Source organism: Enterobacter sp. BRE11 (genome assembly GCF_031844285.1).
GTDB lineage: Bacteria > Pseudomonadota > Gammaproteobacteria > Enterobacterales > Enterobacteriaceae > Pantoea.
On record NZ_JAUZUX010000001.1, the window covers coordinates 104,971 to 122,310 of the forward strand.

Below are 17,340 nucleotides of genomic sequence, written 5' to 3' on the forward strand. Positions count from 1 at the left end.
CATGGCTTAACTGCCCCACAATGCGCGCTTCAGCGGCGCGATAAACATTGCTGATAGCGGCTGTCAACGCGCTGCGCGAACCAGGCCGTGGTGAGATTGCGGGTGATTTTCGGACTCTCCAGCTTGATGCCCGGCAGCATCTCGCGCGGCAGCGGGCGGCCAGCCATCTTATCCGCCAGCGCGAAGACCTGCTTCCAGAGCGTGCTGTCGCTGAAGCTCGCCTGCTCCCCTTTCTCTAAATCGCGCCGGATGGCGCTGTCGCTCATGTCGATCTGCTTCGCCAGCGTGCGCACCGCCAGCTCGGTGGCGCCCGCTTTGTCTGAGCCATAGAGGATCAGGTCGCCGTCGAGCGCCAGCTTCATGCCGGTCGCGCGCGCCACTGCCGCCTGAAAGGCCGCGTTGCGGCTGGCGTACCAGCCCGCGTTAAAGTCGGCGAAGCGGTAGATCGGCTTGCTGTAGTCCGCCGGATAGCCCAGCAGATGCATAATGCCGAAGTACATGCCGCCGTGACGGGTAAAGACCTCGCGGCGGATCGAGCCGTCGATCGGCCAGGGATAGCCTTTGGCGTGCGCCTCGGCGAAGCTGATGCTGACCTGCATCGGACCGCCGGTATGAATCGGATTCAGGTTGCCGAACAGCGTCTGCCCCATCGGCACCATATCAATAAAATCGTCGAAAATGGCGCTCAGCTCTTTTTCGCTGCGCACTTTGTCGAGCCGCGCCGCATAACTTTCGCCGTTAGAGGATTTAATCATCAGCGCGGTGCGCACCAGGAACGCCGGCACGTGCACCTTCGCCGCGCGGCGGTCAATCTCGCCCCAGGCGATTTTCGGCAGGCCGGGCACCGCCGCCTCGGCGCTGAAGTTCGACTCCTGATCCGCGACGGCGATGGCGGCGCACAGATTGCTGACGCTGGGGTCGATCTGCTGGGTGCGGAACGAGGTATAGATATCGGTGGCCCAGCCCGGTTTGTCGCTGACGTGCGCGGGCAGCAGACGCTGAATTTGCGCCTTGACGTCGTCCGGCTGACGCACCGGCGCCTCGGGCGTTTTTTTGGTGCTACACCCCGCCAGCACCAGCACGGCGAGCAGCGAGAACGATTTGAGCGATGCGGAAACTGACATAGCGGTCCTTGCAGGAAAACAAAACCCTTACCTTAGCACCGAAGCGCGGACAAACCATCAGACGAGGCGTAAATTCCCGCGCTGCCGTCGCGCTTGCGTATCGGCGTTTCTCAGCCAGGCTGAGGTTTTCTCGCGTAAAAGGAAATAGTTATGCAAAAACTCTGGCTCGGTGCCGCCGTTGCCCTGCTGCTCAGCGGCTGCGGCGCAAATAACACGCCCGCGCAGGTCGCCTCCCCCGGCGCGCCCACCTCGGCAAAAATGAAAGCGCTCGCCACAGGCGCAGACCTGCTGCAGTCGCGTCCGCCCATCGAGGCGATTAATACCTATCTCGACGGCTTTCACTTCTACAGTGGCGATCAGAACGGCCAGATGGAGGCGCACCACTATGTGACGGTGCTGAACGACGACGTGATGCAGGCGGTGATTTACGACGGCAATACCAAAGACGCGCGGCTGATGGGGGTGGAGTATATCATTAGCGCGCGGCTCTATCAGAGCCTGCCGCCGGAAGAGAAAAAGCTGTGGCACAGCCACAACTACGAGGTGAAATCGGGCACGCTGATTGCGCCAGGTCTGCCACAGGCGGCGGATCACGCGCTGATGGCGCGCATCGCCAACACCTACGGCAAAACCTGGCACACCTGGCATACCGATCGCGACAAAACTCTGCCGATTGGCATTCCGGCGCTGATGATGGGCTTTACCGCCGACGGTCAGCTTGACAATCGCCTGCTGGCGGATCGCGACAAACGTTTTGATATCGACAGCCGCAAGCTGCGGGCGTCACGCGCCGATATCGTCACCCAGCCGGTGCTGCCGGGCGCTAACGCCTGGCAGCGCGGCGAGGTGATCCAGCTGAAACGCGTTTCAGGCGGCGGCGAGCACGCTCACGGCCAGACCCATTTCGGTCCGGCGGAGCAGCTCAGTAAGCCTTAATCCCAGCGCTGCGCGGCCTGATGGTCGCTGTCGCGGGCGTCCACCCAGCGATCGCCCTGTTCGGTGGCTTCGCGCTTCCAGAAGGGGGCGCGGGTTTTCAGGTAGTCCATGATAAATTCCGCGGCGGCGAAGGCGCTGCCGCGGTGCGCGCTGGTGACGCCGACGAATACGATCTCATCGCCGGGAAAAAGCTCGCCGATGCGGTGGATCACGCTGACGCGCTGGAGCGGCCAGCGGTGACGCGCCTCGTCGACGATTTCCTGCAGCGCTTTTTCCGTCATCCCCGGATAGTGCTCAAGGGTGAGCGCGGCGACGCTGTCGCCCAGGTTATGATTGCGCACTTTGCCGGTAAAGGTCACCACTGCGCCGTCGGCGTCGGAGGTTGAGAGCCAGGCGTATTCGTCGGCCATACTGAAGGGCGCCGCGCCAACGCGGATCTGCGTTGCCATCTCAACCTCCCGTGACCGGCGGGAAAAAGGCCACTTCATCGCCCGCCTTCAGCGCATGGGACATCGGCACCAGCGTCTGATTGACGGCGGCCAGCAGTTTGCCTGAGTCGAGCGCCAGCGCCCAGCGATCGCCTTTTTGCGCCAGCGCGTCGCGCAGCGTCGCCACGTCGGGAAAGTCGGCCGGCACCTCCAGCGCGCTGGTGCCCACCAGCTCGCGCACCTGTGCGAAAAACAGCACCTTAATCATGGGCCACCGCCTGAAAATCGCCGGATTTGCCGCCGCTTTTGCTCAGCAGGCGCAGCTGGTCGATAACGATATCTTTCTGCACCGCTTTACACATGTCGTAAATGGTCAGCGCCGCCACCGATGCGGCGGTCAGCGCCTCCATTTCGACGCCGGTTTTGCCGCTCAGGCGGCAGAGCGAGGTGATGCGCACGCGCTGATGTTCTGGCTCAGCCACCAGATTGACTTCAACCTTGCTCAGCATCAGCGGATGGCAGAGCGGAATCAGCTCCCAGGTGCGTTTGGCGGCCTGAATGCCGGCGATGCGCGCCGTGGCGAAGACGTCGCCTTTATGGTGGCTGCCGTCGACGATCATCTGCAGCGTTTCGGCGGCCATCAGCACCAGCGCTTCCGCGCGCGCCTCGCGCACCGTTTCCGCCTTGGCGGAGACGTCGACCATATGGGCTTCGCCCGCGGCGTTAATATGTGTCAGTTGCATGGCTTACAGCTTCTTTAAATGTGAGACGAAATTACAGGGGCCGGTCCGGGCGTCGATCTGGTCGGCGATAATGCGCTCCCAGGCGCTCTCGCAGGCGCTGGTGGAACCGGGCATCGCGAAGATCAGCGTGCCGTTGGCGATGCCGGCGACGGCGCGCGACTGCAGCGTCGAACCGCCGATATCCTCCCAGGAGAACATACGAAACAGCTCGCCGAAGCCCTCTATTTTGCGGTCGAACAGCGGCTCAATCGCCTCGGGCGTGATGTTTTTCGCATTGAACCCCGTGCCGCCGTTGATCACCACCACCTGGACATCCAGGCTGGCGATCCAGCGCGACACGATGGCGCGAATGCGATAGCGATCTTCGCCGACGATGGCGTGATCCACCACCACGTGCCCGGCTTCGTGCGCCGCGCCGCGCAGATAGTCGCCGGAGGTGTCGCTGCTGGCGTCGCGCCGGTCGGAAACGGTCAGCACCGCCAGGTTGACCGGAATAAATTCACCCGTAGATTTGCCCATTGACTCGCTCCTGAGATTAACCGCCGATGAAGGAAAGGTTCTGCGTGATGCCGGTGTTGCCCTGATGCAGGAAGTGCGTCTGCTTCTTGGCGCCCAGGCTGTGCGCGATGCGCGCCTGCAGCTCCGCCTGCTGATCGTCAGAGGTTAAAAGATCGCGTAGCGGCACGCCGCTGTCGCCGAACAGGCAGAGGTGCAGGTTGCCGTGCGCCGAGACGCGCAGACGGTTGCAGCTGGCGCAGAAATCGCGCGAATAGGGCATAATCAGGCCGATCTCGCCGACGTAGTCTGGATGGTAAAAGACCTGCGCCGGGCCGTCGCTGCGGCCGCGCTCGCGGCGCTGCCAGCCCTGGGCGATCAGCTGGTCGCGGATCAGGGCGCCAGAAACGTGCTGGTCGCGGAACAGCGCGCCGCCCTCGCCCGTCTCCATCAGCTCGATAAATCGTAGCTGAATCGGGCGCGTGCGGATCCAGTCAAGAAAGGTTTGCAGGCTGCGGCTGTTGAGGTCGCGCATCAGCACGCTGTTGACTTTGACCTGCTGGAAGCCCGCGTCGAAGGCGGCATCGATGCCCGCCATTACCTGATGGAACTTGTCCTGTCCGGTGATGGCGTGGAACTGGCGCGCGTCGAGACTGTCTACGCTGACGTTCAGCGCGGTGAGCCCGGCAGCGCGCCACGCGCCGACGTCGCGCGCCAGCCGATAGCCGTTGGTGGTGACAGCGATCTGCCGAATGGCGCGATTTTCCCGCACGGCGGCGATAATGTCGGTAAAATCGCGACGCAGCGACGGCTCGCCGCCGGTCAGGCGCACTTTTTCAGTGCCGGCCGCGGCGAAGGCGCGCGTGACGCGTCGAATTTCATCGAGCGAGAGAAAGCTTTTGTTGCTCACGCCCTGCGGCTTGTAGCCATCGGGCAGGCAGTAGGTGCAGCGGAAGTTACAGACATCCGTCACCGAGAGACGCAGGTAATAAAACCGACGTGCAAATGCATCAGTAAATTGTGACACCAGAACACCTTTTCCAAATACGGGAGATGCAGGCATTTCTTTCTGCACCCTGGCAGCGCGTCGGCTGCGGCCTGAACCCCCTATCGTTTGACTTAGGCGTTCAGGCTTTGAGTGTATGTCGCCCACATGGACGACATGGTTGGCAAATGGTAGCGCGAATTTTGCCGCTCTGCCATCCACTAATTTCGCTATATATATTGATATATAACGTTTTTTCGCCGCATTTTCGCGGCATTAAGGTTAACATCACCCGCAGAAAAGAACGCCGGTACGGCAAGACGGCAGCGGGTATAAAGAGGAAATATGAACCGAACTTTGGCAGACCTCGATCGCGTGGTGGCGCTGGGCGGCGGACACGGGCTGGGGCGCGTAATGTCCGCCCTGTCGCCGCTCGGCTCGCGCCTGACCGGCATTGTCACTACCACCGATAACGGCGGCTCTACCGGACGCATACGCCGTTCCGAAGGCGGCATCGCCTGGGGCGATATGCGCAACTGCATCAACCAGCTGATTACTGAGCCAAGCGTCGCGTCGGCGATGTTTGAGTATCGCTTTGCTGGCAACGGCGAGCTCGCCGGCCACAACCTGGGCAACCTGATGCTCAAAGCGCTGGATCACCTCAGCGTCCGGCCGCTGGAGGCGATCAATATCATTCGCAACCTGCTCAAGGTCGACGCCTTCCTGATCCCGATGTCGGAGCAGCCGGTCGATCTGGTGGCCTTAGACAGCGAAGGCAATATGGTTTACGGCGAAACCGATATCGACGCCATGACCCAGCCGCCGCAAGAGCTGATGCTGCACCCGAACGTGGCGCCGACCCGCGAGGCGCTGGAAGCGATTGCCGAAGCGGACCTGATTCTGATCGGCCCCGGCAGCTTTTACACCAGCCTGATGCCGAGCCTGCTGATGGAGGAGATGGCGCGCGCGCTGCGCCGTACGCCCGCCACCATGGTGTTTATCGGCAATCTGGGACGCGAGCTGAGTCCCGCCGCCGCCAGCCTGACGGTGGCGGATAAGCTGGCAATGATGGAGAAATATATCGGCAAGCGGGTGATTGACGCGGTGGTGGTCAGCCCCGCCGCCGACACCGCCGGCGTGGAGAACCGCCTGATTGTACGCGAGCCGCTGGAGGCCGCCGATATTCCCTATCGTCACGACCGCCAGCTGCTGCGCCTGGCGCTGGAACACGCCATTCAGCGGTTCAGCTAAGCCGCTACGAGGCGGCGATAAAAAGTTCGCGCAGCTGATGCAGCTTGTCGCGCACGTTTGCCGCCTCTTCGAACTCCAGGTTCTGCGCGTGCTGCTGCATCTGCGACTCCAGCTCGTGGATCTTCTTCTGCAACGCCTGCGGCGTCAGCGCCAGATAGCTGGCATCCGCCTCGGCGGCACCGCGGCTGCTGGCTTTGGCCTTGCCGCGCGTCTTGATGACGTTCTGGCCCAACTCAAGAATATCGGTGATCTTCTTGTTGAGCCCCTGCGGCACAATGCCTTTTTCCTCGTTGTACTTCTGCTGCTTCTCGCGACGGCGTTCAGTCTCTTCAATGGCGCGCGCCATGGAGTTGGTGATCTTGTCGGCGTAGAGGATCGCTTTGCCGTTAACGTTACGCGCCGCGCGCCCGATGGTCTGGATCAGCGAGCGTTCTGAACGCAGGAAGCCCTCTTTATCCGCATCGAGGATCGCCACCAGCGACACTTCCGGCATATCCAGGCCTTCGCGCAGCAGGTTGATCCCCACCAGCACGTCAAACTCGCCAAGACGCAGATCGCGGATGATCTCCATACGCTCGACGGTATCGATATCGGAGTGCAGGTAGCGCACCTTCTCGCCATGCTCTTCCAGATACTCGGTGAGATCTTCCGCCATACGCTTGGTCAGCGTCGTCACCAGCACGCGCTCGTTGAGGGTGACGCGTTTGCGGATCTCCGACAGCAGATCGTCCACCTGCGTCGCCACCGGACGCACCTCCAGCAGCGGATCGAGCAGGCCAGTCGGACGCACCACCTGATCGATCACCTCGCCGCCCGATTTTTCCAGCTCGTAGTTGCCCGGCGTGGCCGAAACGTAAATGGTCTGCGGCGCCAGCGCCTCAAACTCTTCGAACTTCATCGGACGGTTATCGAGCGCGGAAGGCAGGCGGAAACCGTACTCCACCAGCGTCTCCTTACGCGCGCGGTCGCCCTTATACATCCCACCGATTTGCGGAATGGTGACGTGCGATTCATCGACGATCAGCAGACCGTCGGCGGGCAGGTAGTCAAACAGCGTCGGCGGCGGCTGGCCCGGCCCGCGCCCGGAGAGGTAGCGCGAGTAGTTTTCGATGCCCGAACAGTAGCCCAGCTCGTTCATCATCTCCAGATCGAACTGGGTGCGCTGCGTCAGGCGCTGCTCTTCCAGCAGCTTATTGTTCTCCAGCAGCACCCGGCGGCGATCCGCCAGCTCCACTTTGATATCTTCCATCGCCTGCAGAATACGTTCGCGCGGCGTCACGTAGTGCGTTTTGGGATAGATAGTAAAGCGCGGCACGGTAGACAAGATTTGCCCGGTGAGCGGATCGAACAGCGACAGCCGCTCGACCTCTTCATCAAACAGCTCAACGCGCAGCGCGGTATCTTCCGACTCCGCCGGGAAAATATCGATCACTTCGCCGCGCACGCGGAAGGTGCCGCGCTGAAACGCCTGGTCGTTGCGCGTATACTGCAGCTCCGCCAGACGGCGCAGAATGCTGCGCTGGTCGATCAGCATGCCGCGCGTCAGGTGCAGCATCATTTTCAGATAGAGATCGGGATCGCCCAGGCCGTAAATAGCGGAAACCGACGCCACCACGATTACGTCGCGACGCTCCAGCAGCGCCTTGGTGGCCGAAAGTCGCATCTGCTCGATATGTTCGTTTACCGAGGCGTCTTTTTCGATAAAGGTGTCGGAGCTCGGCACATAGGCTTCTGGCTGATAGTAGTCGTAATAGGAGACAAAGAACTCCACCGCGTTGTCGGGAAAAAACTCCTTCATCTCGCCGTAGAGCTGCGCCGCCAGGGTTTTGTTCGGTGCCAGCACCATCGCAGGCCGGTTAAGATCGGCAATCACGTTGGCAACGGTAAAGGTCTTGCCGGAGCCGGTTACGCCAAGCAGCGTCTGATGGGCAAGGCCATCCTCCAGCCCCTCTTTGAGGCGACGAATCGCCTCTGGCTGGTCGCCGGAAGGCTGAAAAGCGGAATTTAGTTTAAAGACTTTACTCATGAGATGCGGTTCCTGCTGAAGAATGCGGCGGCTAGCCGAGTCATTTTACTCTGCATTGGCGATTTTGCCAGAAAATAATACTGGATAAATCAACAGTAACGCGGCACAGTGAGAGGCTGACGCGGCGTGGTTTCGCGCTGGCTGTAACAACCCCACAACATTTTCGCTGTTGCGCAAGGTTATCCCCAGCCGAAGCGGATTTATAACATTTGTCAAGAGACCGTCATTAAATTTCAGCTCTGTTACGGCGCAGAAAATTCGCAGGCTTGTTTTTTATTAACTATCTGATTTGTAAAACTATAAGGCAAAAGCCCAGTTTCTCAGCATTATGTAACCAGGCCGCGTGTTTCCTCGCTTGCGCTCTGTTTTCACTGTCTAATACACAAGGTTATCCACAGGAATGGTGGATAACTAAAGGCAGCCCTTTCGCCATCGGCTGTGCATAATTTTTTGTTCTTAAGCCGCCCGCGTGAAAAAAAAATTTTTCCGCTTAAATTCCTGTCGCAAACGTGGCGGTTAACTATGCTTTTTCAGCCCGCCGCTGAATTTTCGCCCAGCCGCGACCGTGTTTAAGACCAGCTAAATTCAACAAGCTGCCATGCCGCAGCCCCGTTGCACCAGAAACGTTAAGCCATCAGCACCGTGAAAGTGCAGCGCTCTGATTACCCGATGCAATTGTTAAGCATTTTTCATCTTTTTCGGGCCAACGGCACTCTGACAACGCTTCCTGGCCGGAAAAGTCATTCTGGCCCGGTAATTGCAGCGTTCAGCGAGAGGGTTGGGGAAAGTCAGGCATGGCGACATGCGCGCAACCGCCACCGATGAGACTTGTTTGCCAGACGTCAAAGAGCGGAAGCATTCAGGCAAGATCTGTAAGAGGAGAGTCAGATGCTGAGTTTACGTTCGGTGAATCAGTTTTACGGGCAGAACCATATCCTGTGGGATGTGGATCTCGACCTGCCGCCCGGCACCTGCACTGGCGTGCTGGGCCGCCCGGGCATGGGCAAGACCACACTGGTGAACTGCATAATGGGACGCCTGCCGATTAACAGTGGATCGATGACCTGGCAGGAAGATGGCGCTCCGCCGCGCGATCTGCTGCTGCAGCCGGCCGAACAGCGTGCGCGCATGGGGATCGGCTATGTGCCGCAGGGGCGCCATATCTTCTCGCAGATGAGCGTAGAGGATAACCTGCTGATCGCCCTGCTGGCGGGCAGCGGTCAGAGCGACAAACCGCACGTCATCCCTGAGATGGTGTTCGATCTCTTTCCGGCGCTCTACTCGCTGCGGCAGCAGCGCAGCGGCGAGCTGCCCATAGATCAGCAGCAGCAGCTGGCGCTGGCGCGCGCGCTGGTGCTGCGGCCCAGATTGCTGATCCTCGACGAGCCGACCGACGGCATGTCGCCGTGGCTGGAAGAGGAGATGGGCAACCTGATTCGCCGCCTGAATCTCGATTACGGCCTGACCGTGCTGCTGCTGGAGCAGCGCGTCTCCCTGATCCGCCGCGTCGCCGACTACTTTTTGCTGCTGCATCGCGGCCGCAACGTCGCGCAGGGGCGCGTAGCGCAGCTGGACGATCTCACCGTCAATAAGTGGCTGACGGTGAGCTGAACGCTAGCGCGGCAGCGTGATAAAGCGGCCGCAGTCCGCCTGCGCCGCCGAATCGGGCAGCCAGGGAATTTCGCCGAGAAACGGCGCGGGAATGCGCTGTTTCAGGGTCGCCATATAGGCGTGATGTCGCTTGCCCGGCGGCTCGATGTCGTTGGCGATCCAGCCTGCCAGCCGCAGCTTTCGCGCCAGCACCGCATCGGCGGTCAGCATGGCGTGGTTGATGCAGCCCAGCTTGACTCCGACCACCAGGATCACCGGAAGCTGCTCCTCCGCCACCCAGTCGGCATAGGTCTGCGTCTCCGACAGCGGCGTGTACCAGCCGCCTGCGCCCTCTACCAGCACCCAATCCGCCTGCGCCTCCAGCGCGCGCAGCCCCTGTGAAAGCTTTTCAAACGCGATGGGCCTGCCCTCTTCTGCGCTGACAATATGTGGCGCGGTCGGCTCGATAAACGCAAGCGGATTAACCTGTTCATAGCGCAGCGTCAGGCTGCTGTAGCGCTGCAGCGCCAGCGCGTCGCCGTTGCGCACGCCTTCCGGCGTGACGTCGCAGCCGGAGGCGACCGGCTTATAGCCGGCAGTGCGATAGCCCGCCGCGCCCGCCGCCTGCAGCAGCGCGCCGCTGGCGACCGTTTTGCCCACCTCGGTGTCGGTGCCGGTAATAAACCATTTCATCGTTGCGTCACTCCAAAAAGCAGTTGATAGGTCAGGCGACAGCCCTGCGCATCGCGCGGCCACAGCGCCTCAAGCTGGGCCAGCCGCTGCCGCGTCAGCGGCGCGCCCTCCCGGCCCTGGTGCAGATGCGTGGCGCCGATGCCCTTTAGCGATCGCATTGCGCTCAGGGCGTTGGGAAAATGCATCACCTGCGTCTGACGGATAAAGCGCAGGTTGAGCCCGGCGCCCGCCGCGCGCACCTGCGCCTCGGTCAGAAAGCGATTAGCATGCTCCCCGAAGCTGAGTGGCCGCCAGGCGTCGTGCACCTCCTGCAGCGAGTCGGCCAGCAGCGTCGAGAAGAGCATAACGCCGTCGGGGCGCAGCACGCGGGCGAACTGTTGCAGCGCGGTGCGCAAGTCGCTGCTCCACTGCACCGCCAGATTGCTCCAGACGCAGTCAACGCTCCTGCTCGCCAGCGGTAAGGCGTCGATGTCGCCCGCCAGATAGCCGCTCGCCGCATCAAGGCTGCGCGCCTGCCGCAGCATCTGCGGCGAGAGATCGAGCGCCACGACGCGCTGCCCGCGCTGCTGCCAGAGACGGCTATACCAGCCGGTGCCGCAGCCCGCATCGAGCAGGTCGCCAGCGGCCAGCGGCGGCGCCAGCGCCAGCAGCGCATCGCCGCAGCGGCGCTGCAGCTCGGCGTGCTGTTCGTAGTGGCCCGCCGCGCGGCCGAAGGCGCGCGCCACCGCCGCTTTGTTAACCCGCAGCGTCATGCAGCGCCTCCAGCAGTACGTCGATATCATCCGCCTGGTGGGCGGCGGTCAGGGTAATGCGCAGCCGCGCGGTGCCGGGCGGCACCGTCGGCGGCCGGATGGCGCTGACCCAGCAGCCCGCCTGCGCCAGCCGCTGCGCCAGCGCCAGCGCGGCACCATTTTCGCCGACGATCAGCGGCTGGATTGCGCTTTCCGACGGCATCAGCGACCAGGGCAAGCCCGCCGCGCCGCGGCGAAAGCGCTGAATATTGTCGCTGAGCCGCTGACGCAGCGCGTCCCCGCCCTGAATCTCATGCAGCGCCGCCAGCAGCGCGCTCGCCTGGGCGGGCGGCATTGCCGTCGAGTAGATGAGGTGGCGCGAGAACTGCAGGAAATAGTCAGCGGTCGCGTCGTCGCACAGCAGCGCCGCGCCGCTGACGCCAAAGGCTTTGCCAAAGGTCACTACCAGCAGCTCCGGCTTCACGCCCTGCCGCCAGCAGCTGCCGCGCCCCTGCTCGCCCACCACGCCGATGCCGTGGGCGTCATCCACCAGCAGCCAGCCGTCTGCGCCACGCGTGGCGGCAGCGATCGCCTCCAGCGGCGCGCTGTCGCCGTCCATGCTGAAGATCCCTTCGGTGATCACCAGGGTTTCGCCACTGCACGGCGACGCCAGCCGCTGCGTCAGGCTCTCAACATCGTTATGGTGAAAGCGGCGCAGCGCGGCGGGCGTATGGCCCGCCGCATCGAGCAGCGACGCGTGCGCCAGCTTATCGGCGATAATGCGATCCTGCTTCTGCGCCAGCAGATGCACGATCGCCTGATTAGCGGCGAAGCCGGAGATAAACAGCAGCGCGCGCGCGTAGCCGAGCCAGTCGGCGAGCTGCGCCTCCAGCTCGGCGTGGCGGCTGCTGTAGCCTGTGACGTGTCCCGACGCGCCGGCGCCCGGCGCGCCCTGATGCCAGCCGGCGAGCACCGCCGGATGCTGGCTCAGGCCGAGATAGTCGTTGCTGGAGAAGTGGCGGTAGGTTTTGCCCGCGACCTGCAGCGTGCGGGTATCGTTGCGCGCGACCCGCCGCCGCTGCCGCCAGCCGTCAGCGACGCGGCGCGCCTCCAGCGCCTGCGCCATACGCGTGGAGAAGCTCATTACAGCGCCGCGTTGTAGAACTGTTCGGTGTCGGCGTGGAACAGCTGCTCGCTTAGCTGCTGCTGCTGTTCGTTATCGCCGTGCGTGGTGTGGGTATGTTCAGGATTGAGGCCCAGCTTGCGGAACAGCAGCAGGTCTTTGTCCTCTTCCGGGTTCGGCGTGGTGAGCAGTTTGCAGCCGTAGAAAATCGAGTTGGCGCCTGCCATAAAGCACATCGCCTGGGTCTGCTCACTCATCTGTTCACGGCCCGCCGAAAGGCGCACGTGCGAGGTCGGCATCATGATGCGCGCCACGGCGATGGTGCGAATAAAGTCAAACGGCTCGACGTCGTCGTTATCTGCCAGCGGCGTGCCTTTGACCTTGACTAGCATATTGATCGGCACGCTCTCCGGCGGCGTCGGCAGGTTCGCCAGCTGCACCAGCAGCCCGGCGCGATCGCTGACGGTTTCGCCCAGCCCGACGATGCCGCCCGAGCAGACTTTGATACCGGCATCGCGCACTTTGCCGAGCGTATCCAGCCGCTCCTGATAGGATCGCGTGGTGATGATGCTGCCGTAAAATTCCGGCGAGGTGTCGAGGTTATGGTTGTAAAAATCGAGCCCGGCACCCGCCAGGCGCTGCGCCTGTTGCTCGCTTAGCGTGCCGAGCGTCATGCAGGTCTCCATTCCCAGCGCCTTCACGCCCTGCACCATCTGCTCCAGGTAAGGCATATCGCGGTCGTTGGGGTTCTTCCACGCCGCCCCCATGCAGAAGCGGCTCGATCCCGCCGCTTTCGCTTTGCGCGCCGACGCCAGCACCTCCTGCACCTCCATCAGCCGTTCGGACGCCAGGCCGGTTTTATAGCGGGCGCTTTGCGGGCAGTATTTGCAGTCCTCCGGGCAGGCACCGGTTTTGATCGACAGCAGCGTGCTGACCTGCACCTGCCGGGGGTCGAAATGCTGGCGGTGAACCTGCTGCGCCTCAAACATCAGCTCAAGAAAAGGTTTATCAAACAGCGCCTGCGCCTGCGCCAGCGTCCAGTGTTGTGCCATTGCCTACTCCAAAAAAGGGTGTCATCCCGACAGTTAACGTGGTTATACTTGTAAACTAAATCTTTTTATTTTGGTTTACAACTACCATGTTTACCTCTCAGGACGCTGAATTCGACCGCCAGCACATCTGGCATCCCTATACCTCAATGCGCGATCCGCTGCCCTGCTACCCAATCGTCGCGGCGCAGGGCACGCAGCTGCAGCTGGCGGATGGCCGCGAGCTGGTGGACGGCATGTCCTCCTGGTGGGCGGCAATTCACGGCTACAACCATCCGCGTCTCAATAAGGCAATGCAGGATCAGATGGCGCAGATGTCGCATGTGATGTTCGGCGGCATTACGCATCCTGCCGCAGTCGCGCTCTGCCGCCAGCTGGTGGCGATGACGCCCGCCGCGCTGGAGTGCGTGTTCCTCGCCGATTCCGGCTCGGTCGCGGTGGAAGTGGCGATGAAGATGGCGATGCAGTACTGGCTCGGACGCGGCGAAACGCGCCAGCAGTTTCTGACGCTGGCGCGGGGCTATCACGGCGACACCTTTGCGGCGATGTCGGTCTGCGATCCCGATAATTCGATGCACAGCCTGTGGCGCGGCTACTTGCCGGAGCACCACTTTGCCGCGGCGCCGCAGTGCGGCTTTAATGATGACTGGGACGAGCGCGATGCGGATGACTTTGTCCGCCTGATCGAACTGCATCACGCCAGGCTTGCGGCGGTGATACTCGAGCCGATCGTACAGGGCGCGGGCGGCATGCGCTTCTATCATCCGCGCTATCTGCAGCGGGTGCGCGAGTGCTGCGATCGCTATGATCTGCTGCTGATTGCCGATGAGATCGCCACCGGCTTCGGCCGTAGCGGCAAGCTTTTCGCCTGCGAGCATGCAGCAGTGACGCCCGATATTCTCTGCGTCGGCAAGGCGCTGACCGGCGGTATGATGACGCTGGCGGCGACCCTCGCTACGCGCCGCGTCGCCGACGGCATCAGCGACAGCCCGGCGGGCTGTTTTATGCACGGGCCGACCTTTATGGGCAATCCGCTGGCGTGCGCCGTGGCCGCAGAGAGCCTCTCTCTGCTTAACGAAGGCCACTGGCCGCAGCAGGTGGCGCGCATCGAACGGCAGCTGCGCGAAGAGCTGATGCCGCTGCGCGCCGCGCCGCAGGTAGCGGATGTGCGCGTGCTGGGCGCAATCGGCGTGATTGAGACGCACCGTCCGGTCAATATGGCCGCGCTGCAGCGTTTTTTTGTCGAGCGCGGCGTCTGGATCCGTCCGTTTGGCCGTCTGATCTACCTGATGCCGCCCTATATCATCACGCCGCAGGCGCTGCGCCAGCTGACCGAGGCGATTGCGGAAGCGCTGACGCGGGAGGCGCACTTTAGCGCCTGATTGTCGCTAACGGCTGGAACCGTCGTCTTTTTTCGCTAAGATGGAAGACGTTGATACTGAAGGTTTATCACAACCGAGGAGAGAAGATGCGCGTTTACAGCAATGATTTTAACGACGGCGACAAGATGCCGGAGCGCCAGGTGTTTAACGGCATGGGCTATCAGGGCGACAATATCTCCCCGCATCTGGCGTGGGACGATGCGCCGGAAGGCACCAAAAGCTTCGTCGTGACCTGTTACGATCCCGATGCGCCGACCGGTTCCGGCTGGTGGCACTGGGTGGTGGTGAATATTCCCGCCAGCACCCAGCTGCTGGAGCAAGGCGCCGGTTCCGGCCTGGCGATGCTGCCGCCAGGGGCGCTGCAGACGCGCACCGATTTTGGCAAAGCCGGCTACGGCGGCGCGGCACCGCCGCAGGGCGAAAGCCATCGCTATATTTTTACCGTGCATGCGCTGGATGTTGAGACAATCGAGGTGGACGCCGAGGCGAGCGGCGCGATGGTCGGCTTTAACGTGCATTTTCATGCGCTGGCGAGCGCCAGCATTACGGTAAACTATTCGTAACGGAGCCTGAAGGCGGCGCGCGAAAGGCGACGCCGCTACGCCAGCGATTAATGGCAGATTTGCGCCAGCTCCGCCTCGCTCAGGCCGGTCGCTTCCTGTATCGACTCGCTGGGCATGCCCATCTCCAGCAGGCGTCGAGCGACTTCCAGTTTACCCTGGTTACGGCCTTCCTGACGGCCAAGCTGCATACCTTTTTCAAGACCTTGTTCAAGACCTTGTTCAAGCCCTTTTTTAAGACCTTCCTGTTTAAGCTGTTCTGCAATGGTCATCAATTCGTCCCCCTGTTGCGGCATCCGCTGTGCCAGTTCGCGAACAAAAGCTTTGCCGTCCGAGGCTTCGCCAGCCTGAAGAATATAGTGTACCAGCGATATTAACTGCGATGAAGAGAGATAACCGGCCAGCAGGATAGACGCCAGCTTGTCCAGCATCTCGCCCAAATCGCGCTGATGAATGTGCTTTTGCAGCAGCGTCAGCGCAGCCATGGTGCGATGACCGGCAATCTCTTCGTCAGGAATGACGGTGACGTCCACCAGTGGAAAAGCGGTGCCGTAGAGCCTTGCCGCCAGTGCCGGATCGCTAAACTCATCCAGCCAGCAGGTTGACCAGGGATAGGGGCTGCGCTTGCCCACGTAAAACAGCACCGGTATCACCAGCGGCAATTTTTTATGGCCAGCATCCAGATGGCGCTGCATAGCAGCCACCGCATAACGCAGCAGCCTGAATGCCATATGTTTATCCGGCGTAGACTGATGCTCAATCAGAACATGAACATAGCTGTCATCGCCCGCGAGAGTTTTCAGGCTGTAGAGCACATCGCTAAAATACTGACGCAGGTCATCCTCGACAAAAGAGCCGGACTCCAGCTTTAGCGTGTTGAGATCGCAGACGTCGCGCAGTTCAGGCGGAAGGTGGATCAACATAAAATCGCGGGCGATTTCCGGCTGAGTAAGAAACTGCCGGAACGTAGCATCGTGCGGGGTAGACGTGCGGTTTTTCTTCTTCATCGTTCCTGACTCCGAAAAAAAGATCCGCCCATCCTGTCACAGCCAGAAAAGCTCGATATTGATCTCAGAGCAGTATCCTGCTTTTTCGCTAAAGCAGCGGGGCCGCGCCCCCGCTGCGCCTGCGCACTATTCCTAATCGAGCGGGTGGATCACTACCCACATCGGTCCCTGGCCCACCGCATAGCGCGCCAGCGGAGTCAGCAATCCTTGCGGCTCGCTGATACGGTACACTTCGATATGGTGCGATTTCTGACCTGCCGCCACCAGATAACGACCGCTGTGATCGATATTGAAGCCGCGCGGCTGGGTTTCCGTCGGCTGATAGCCCTCGATAGAGAGCAAGCCACCATCTTCGCTGACGCTGAACACCGTAATGGTGCTGCTGGTGCGATCGCAGGCGTAAAGGAAGCGGCCGTTAGGGGTCAGGTGAATATCCGCCGCCCAGCGCGTTTCGTTAAAGCCCGGCGGCATCATGTCCAGCGACTGCACGCGCTCAACTTCGCCGCGCGCATTGCTCAGCGCCCAGACGTCGACGGTGCTGTCGAGTTCGTTGACGCAGTAGGCGTAGCTGCCGTTGGGATGAAACGCCATATGACGCGGGCCCGCGCCCTCTACCGTGTTGACCTGCGCCTGCTCGCGCGGCGCCAGGGTGCCGTCGGCGCTCAGGGAATAAAGGCAGATGCGATCCTGCTTCAGGGCCGGAACGAACAGCGTCTGGTTGGCGTTGTCGATATTGGCGGAGTGACAGCCCTCCAGCTCGCGGATCACCTGAGACGGCGCCTGCGGCAGTCCGTCATCGCCAATCGGGCTGACGCTGACGCAGGCGTCGTTATAGGAGCCGCAAAACAGAAAGTTGCCAGCGCGATCGGTGGAAATATGGGTCGGACTGCCCGGCAGCGGCGCATCGCCCGCTTCGCTCAGGGTGCCGTCGGCGGCAATGCGGAATGCCAGCACGCGAAAGTTCGGGCGCACGCCGACGTAGAGAAAATCTTTCTTCGGGCTGACCACCATTGGCTGAACCTGGCCGGAGACGTCCGTCACCTGCAACAGCGAAAGTGCGCCCTCTTCATCTAACCGCCACGCGTGGATCTGCTGGCTCTCGGGACTGGCGGTATAAACGACTTGTTTCATGCATTCTCCTTGTTCGCAGCCTGTCAGTTTTTTGTCTGTGGCTCACTGTAGCCTGTTTTGCCACGGTGCGCCGGAATCATTTGTGC

At 61.7% G+C, this 17,340-nt stretch carries 18 protein-coding genes and 1 riboswitch; of the genes, 5 read left to right on the forward strand and 13 right to left on the reverse strand.

What is annotated here, in order from left to right:
- Positions 1–29: 29 nt before the first annotated feature.
- Positions 30–1,124 (reverse strand): DUF1615 domain-containing protein, encoded by a 1,095-nt coding sequence (locus tag Q9R34_RS00460; protein WP_485891995.1) that lies wholly within the window; start codon positions 1,122–1,124, stop codon positions 30–32.
- Positions 1,125–1,274: 150 nt separating this feature from the next.
- On the opposite strand from Q9R34_RS00460, the gene Q9R34_RS00465 reads away from it, so the two are divergent.
- Positions 1,275–2,060: an OBAP family protein gene (locus Q9R34_RS00465; protein ID WP_485891996.1), complete on the forward strand. Its 786-nt coding sequence runs from the start codon at positions 1,275–1,277 to the stop codon at positions 2,058–2,060.
- Here Q9R34_RS00465 and moaE read toward each other — a convergent pair.
- From moaE to moaA, 5 genes are all read right to left on the reverse strand, one after another.
- The gene (moaE, locus tag Q9R34_RS00470) at positions 2,057–2,509 is read right to left on the reverse strand and encodes a molybdopterin synthase catalytic subunit MoaE (RefSeq protein ID WP_485891997.1); all 453 of its coding nucleotides are present in this window, start codon (positions 2,507–2,509) and stop codon (positions 2,057–2,059) included. The genes Q9R34_RS00465 and moaE overlap by 4 nt on opposite strands.
- A 1-nt stretch (position 2,510) precedes the next feature.
- Complete coding sequence (gene moaD / locus Q9R34_RS00475; protein WP_485891998.1) at positions 2,511–2,756, reverse strand: molybdopterin synthase sulfur carrier subunit; 246 nt, start codon at positions 2,754–2,756, stop codon at positions 2,511–2,513.
- Entirely contained in the window at positions 2,749–3,231 is a 483-nt protein-coding gene (moaC, locus tag Q9R34_RS00480) for a cyclic pyranopterin monophosphate synthase MoaC (protein ID WP_103794911.1), read from the reverse strand. The genes moaD and moaC overlap by 8 nt, the downstream gene beginning before the upstream one ends.
- Before the next feature lie 3 nt (positions 3,232–3,234).
- Positions 3,235–3,750: a molybdenum cofactor biosynthesis protein B gene (gene moaB / locus Q9R34_RS00485; protein ID WP_434126724.1), complete on the reverse strand. Its 516-nt coding sequence runs from the start codon at positions 3,748–3,750 to the stop codon at positions 3,235–3,237.
- Between the two features lie 16 nt (positions 3,751–3,766).
- Entirely contained in the window at positions 3,767–4,753 is a 987-nt protein-coding gene (moaA, locus tag Q9R34_RS00490; RefSeq protein ID WP_434126725.1) for a GTP 3',8-cyclase MoaA, read from the reverse strand.
- A riboswitch (molybdenum cofactor riboswitch) is annotated at positions 4,743–4,877 on the reverse strand. Its footprint overlaps the gene before it by 11 nt.
- A gap of 179 nt (positions 4,878–5,056) precedes the next feature.
- Here moaA and Q9R34_RS00495 point away from each other — a divergent pair.
- A complete protein-coding gene (locus Q9R34_RS00495) occupies positions 5,057–5,962 on the forward strand; it encodes a gluconeogenesis factor YvcK family protein (protein WP_434126727.1) in 906 nt (301 codons plus the stop codon).
- A 4-nt stretch (positions 5,963–5,966) separates the two neighbouring features.
- Here the strand turns inward: Q9R34_RS00495 and uvrB are convergent, their stop codons facing one another.
- Entirely contained in the window at positions 5,967–7,988 is a 2,022-nt protein-coding gene (gene uvrB / locus Q9R34_RS00500; RefSeq protein WP_434126729.1) for an excinuclease ABC subunit UvrB, read from the reverse strand.
- Positions 7,989–8,876: 888 nt separating this feature from the next.
- Here uvrB and Q9R34_RS00505 point away from each other — a divergent pair.
- Complete coding sequence (locus tag Q9R34_RS00505) at positions 8,877–9,599, forward strand: ABC transporter ATP-binding protein (RefSeq protein WP_434126731.1); 723 nt, start codon at positions 8,877–8,879, stop codon at positions 9,597–9,599.
- Positions 9,600–9,602: 3 nt separating this feature from the next.
- On the opposite strand, the gene bioD is transcribed toward Q9R34_RS00505, so the two are convergent.
- The 4 genes from bioD to bioB are packed head-to-tail and all read right to left on the reverse strand — an operon-like array spanning position 9,603 to position 13,177.
- A complete protein-coding gene (gene bioD, locus Q9R34_RS00510) occupies positions 9,603–10,271 on the reverse strand; it encodes a dethiobiotin synthase (RefSeq protein WP_434126733.1) in 669 nt (222 codons plus the stop codon).
- Positions 10,268–11,023: a malonyl-ACP O-methyltransferase BioC gene (gene bioC, locus Q9R34_RS00515; RefSeq protein WP_485891999.1), complete on the reverse strand. Its 756-nt coding sequence runs from the start codon at positions 11,021–11,023 to the stop codon at positions 10,268–10,270. Before bioC ends, bioD begins: the two co-directional genes overlap by 4 nt.
- Positions 11,007–12,146, reverse strand: coding sequence for an 8-amino-7-oxononanoate synthase (locus Q9R34_RS00520; protein WP_485892000.1), 1,140 nt, complete (start codon positions 12,144–12,146; stop codon positions 11,007–11,009). Before Q9R34_RS00520 ends, bioC begins: the two co-directional genes overlap by 17 nt.
- Positions 12,146–13,177, reverse strand: coding sequence for a biotin synthase BioB (gene bioB, locus Q9R34_RS00525; protein WP_434126737.1), 1,032 nt, complete (start codon positions 13,175–13,177; stop codon positions 12,146–12,148). The genes Q9R34_RS00520 and bioB overlap by 1 nt, the downstream gene beginning before the upstream one ends.
- Before the next feature lie 86 nt (positions 13,178–13,263).
- Here bioB and bioA point away from each other — a divergent pair, with 86 nt between their 5' ends.
- Complete coding sequence (bioA, locus tag Q9R34_RS00530; RefSeq protein WP_434126739.1) at positions 13,264–14,556, forward strand: adenosylmethionine--8-amino-7-oxononanoate transaminase; 1,293 nt, start codon at positions 13,264–13,266, stop codon at positions 14,554–14,556.
- Between the two features lie 86 nt (positions 14,557–14,642).
- Positions 14,643–15,119: a kinase inhibitor gene (locus Q9R34_RS00535; protein ID WP_033751616.1), complete on the forward strand. Its 477-nt coding sequence runs from the start codon at positions 14,643–14,645 to the stop codon at positions 15,117–15,119.
- A 47-nt stretch (positions 15,120–15,166) separates the two neighbouring features.
- Here Q9R34_RS00535 and Q9R34_RS00540 read toward each other — a convergent pair whose 3' ends face one another.
- Both Q9R34_RS00540 and pgl read right to left on the reverse strand, forming a co-directional pair.
- Positions 15,167–16,123: an Rpn family recombination-promoting nuclease/putative transposase gene (locus Q9R34_RS00540; RefSeq protein ID WP_485892001.1), complete on the reverse strand. Its 957-nt coding sequence runs from the start codon at positions 16,121–16,123 to the stop codon at positions 15,167–15,169.
- Between the two features lie 132 nt (positions 16,124–16,255).
- Positions 16,256–17,254, reverse strand: a complete 999-nt coding sequence (gene pgl, locus Q9R34_RS00545; RefSeq protein ID WP_485892002.1) for a 6-phosphogluconolactonase — start codon at positions 17,252–17,254, stop codon at positions 16,256–16,258.
- Between the last annotated feature and the right edge of the window lie 86 nt (positions 17,255–17,340).

Coding starts and splice junctions, on each gene's coding strand:
- moaC (WP_103794911.1), bottom strand. CDS start 3,231: ATGCAACTGACACATATTAACGCCGCGGGCGAAGCCCATATGGTCGAC.
- Q9R34_RS00495 (WP_434126727.1), top strand. CDS start 5,057: ATGAACCGAACTTTGGCAGACCTCGATCGCGTGGTGGCGCTGGGCGGC.
- bioB (WP_434126737.1), bottom strand. CDS start 13,177: ATGGCACAACACTGGACGCTGGCGCAGGCGCAGGCGCTGTTTGATAAA.
- Q9R34_RS00540 (WP_485892001.1), bottom strand. CDS start 16,123: ATGAAGAAGAAAAACCGCACGTCTACCCCGCACGATGCTACGTTCCGG.
- bioD (WP_434126733.1), bottom strand. CDS start 10,271: ATGAAATGGTTTATTACCGGCACCGACACCGAGGTGGGCAAAACGGTC.
- Q9R34_RS00460 (WP_485891995.1), bottom strand. CDS start 1,124: ATGTCAGTTTCCGCATCGCTCAAATCGTTCTCGCTGCTCGCCGTGCTG.
- Q9R34_RS00465 (WP_485891996.1), top strand. CDS start 1,275: ATGCAAAAACTCTGGCTCGGTGCCGCCGTTGCCCTGCTGCTCAGCGGC.
- moaB (WP_434126724.1), bottom strand. CDS start 3,750: ATGGGCAAATCTACGGGTGAATTTATTCCGGTCAACCTGGCGGTGCTG.
- Q9R34_RS00535 (WP_033751616.1), top strand. CDS start 14,643: ATGCGCGTTTACAGCAATGATTTTAACGACGGCGACAAGATGCCGGAG.
- uvrB (WP_434126729.1), bottom strand. CDS start 7,988: ATGAGTAAAGTCTTTAAACTAAATTCCGCTTTTCAGCCTTCCGGCGAC.
- bioC (WP_485891999.1), bottom strand. CDS start 11,023: ATGACGCTGCGGGTTAACAAAGCGGCGGTGGCGCGCGCCTTCGGCCGC.
- moaE (WP_485891997.1), bottom strand. CDS start 2,509: ATGGCAACGCAGATCCGCGTTGGCGCGGCGCCCTTCAGTATGGCCGAC.
- Q9R34_RS00505 (WP_434126731.1), top strand. CDS start 8,877: ATGCTGAGTTTACGTTCGGTGAATCAGTTTTACGGGCAGAACCATATC.
- pgl (WP_485892002.1), bottom strand. CDS start 17,254: ATGAAACAAGTCGTTTATACCGCCAGTCCCGAGAGCCAGCAGATCCAC.
- moaD (WP_485891998.1), bottom strand. CDS start 2,756: ATGATTAAGGTGCTGTTTTTCGCACAGGTGCGCGAGCTGGTGGGCACC.
- Q9R34_RS00520 (WP_485892000.1), bottom strand. CDS start 12,146: ATGAGCTTCTCCACGCGTATGGCGCAGGCGCTGGAGGCGCGCCGCGTC.
- bioA (WP_434126739.1), top strand. CDS start 13,264: ATGTTTACCTCTCAGGACGCTGAATTCGACCGCCAGCACATCTGGCAT.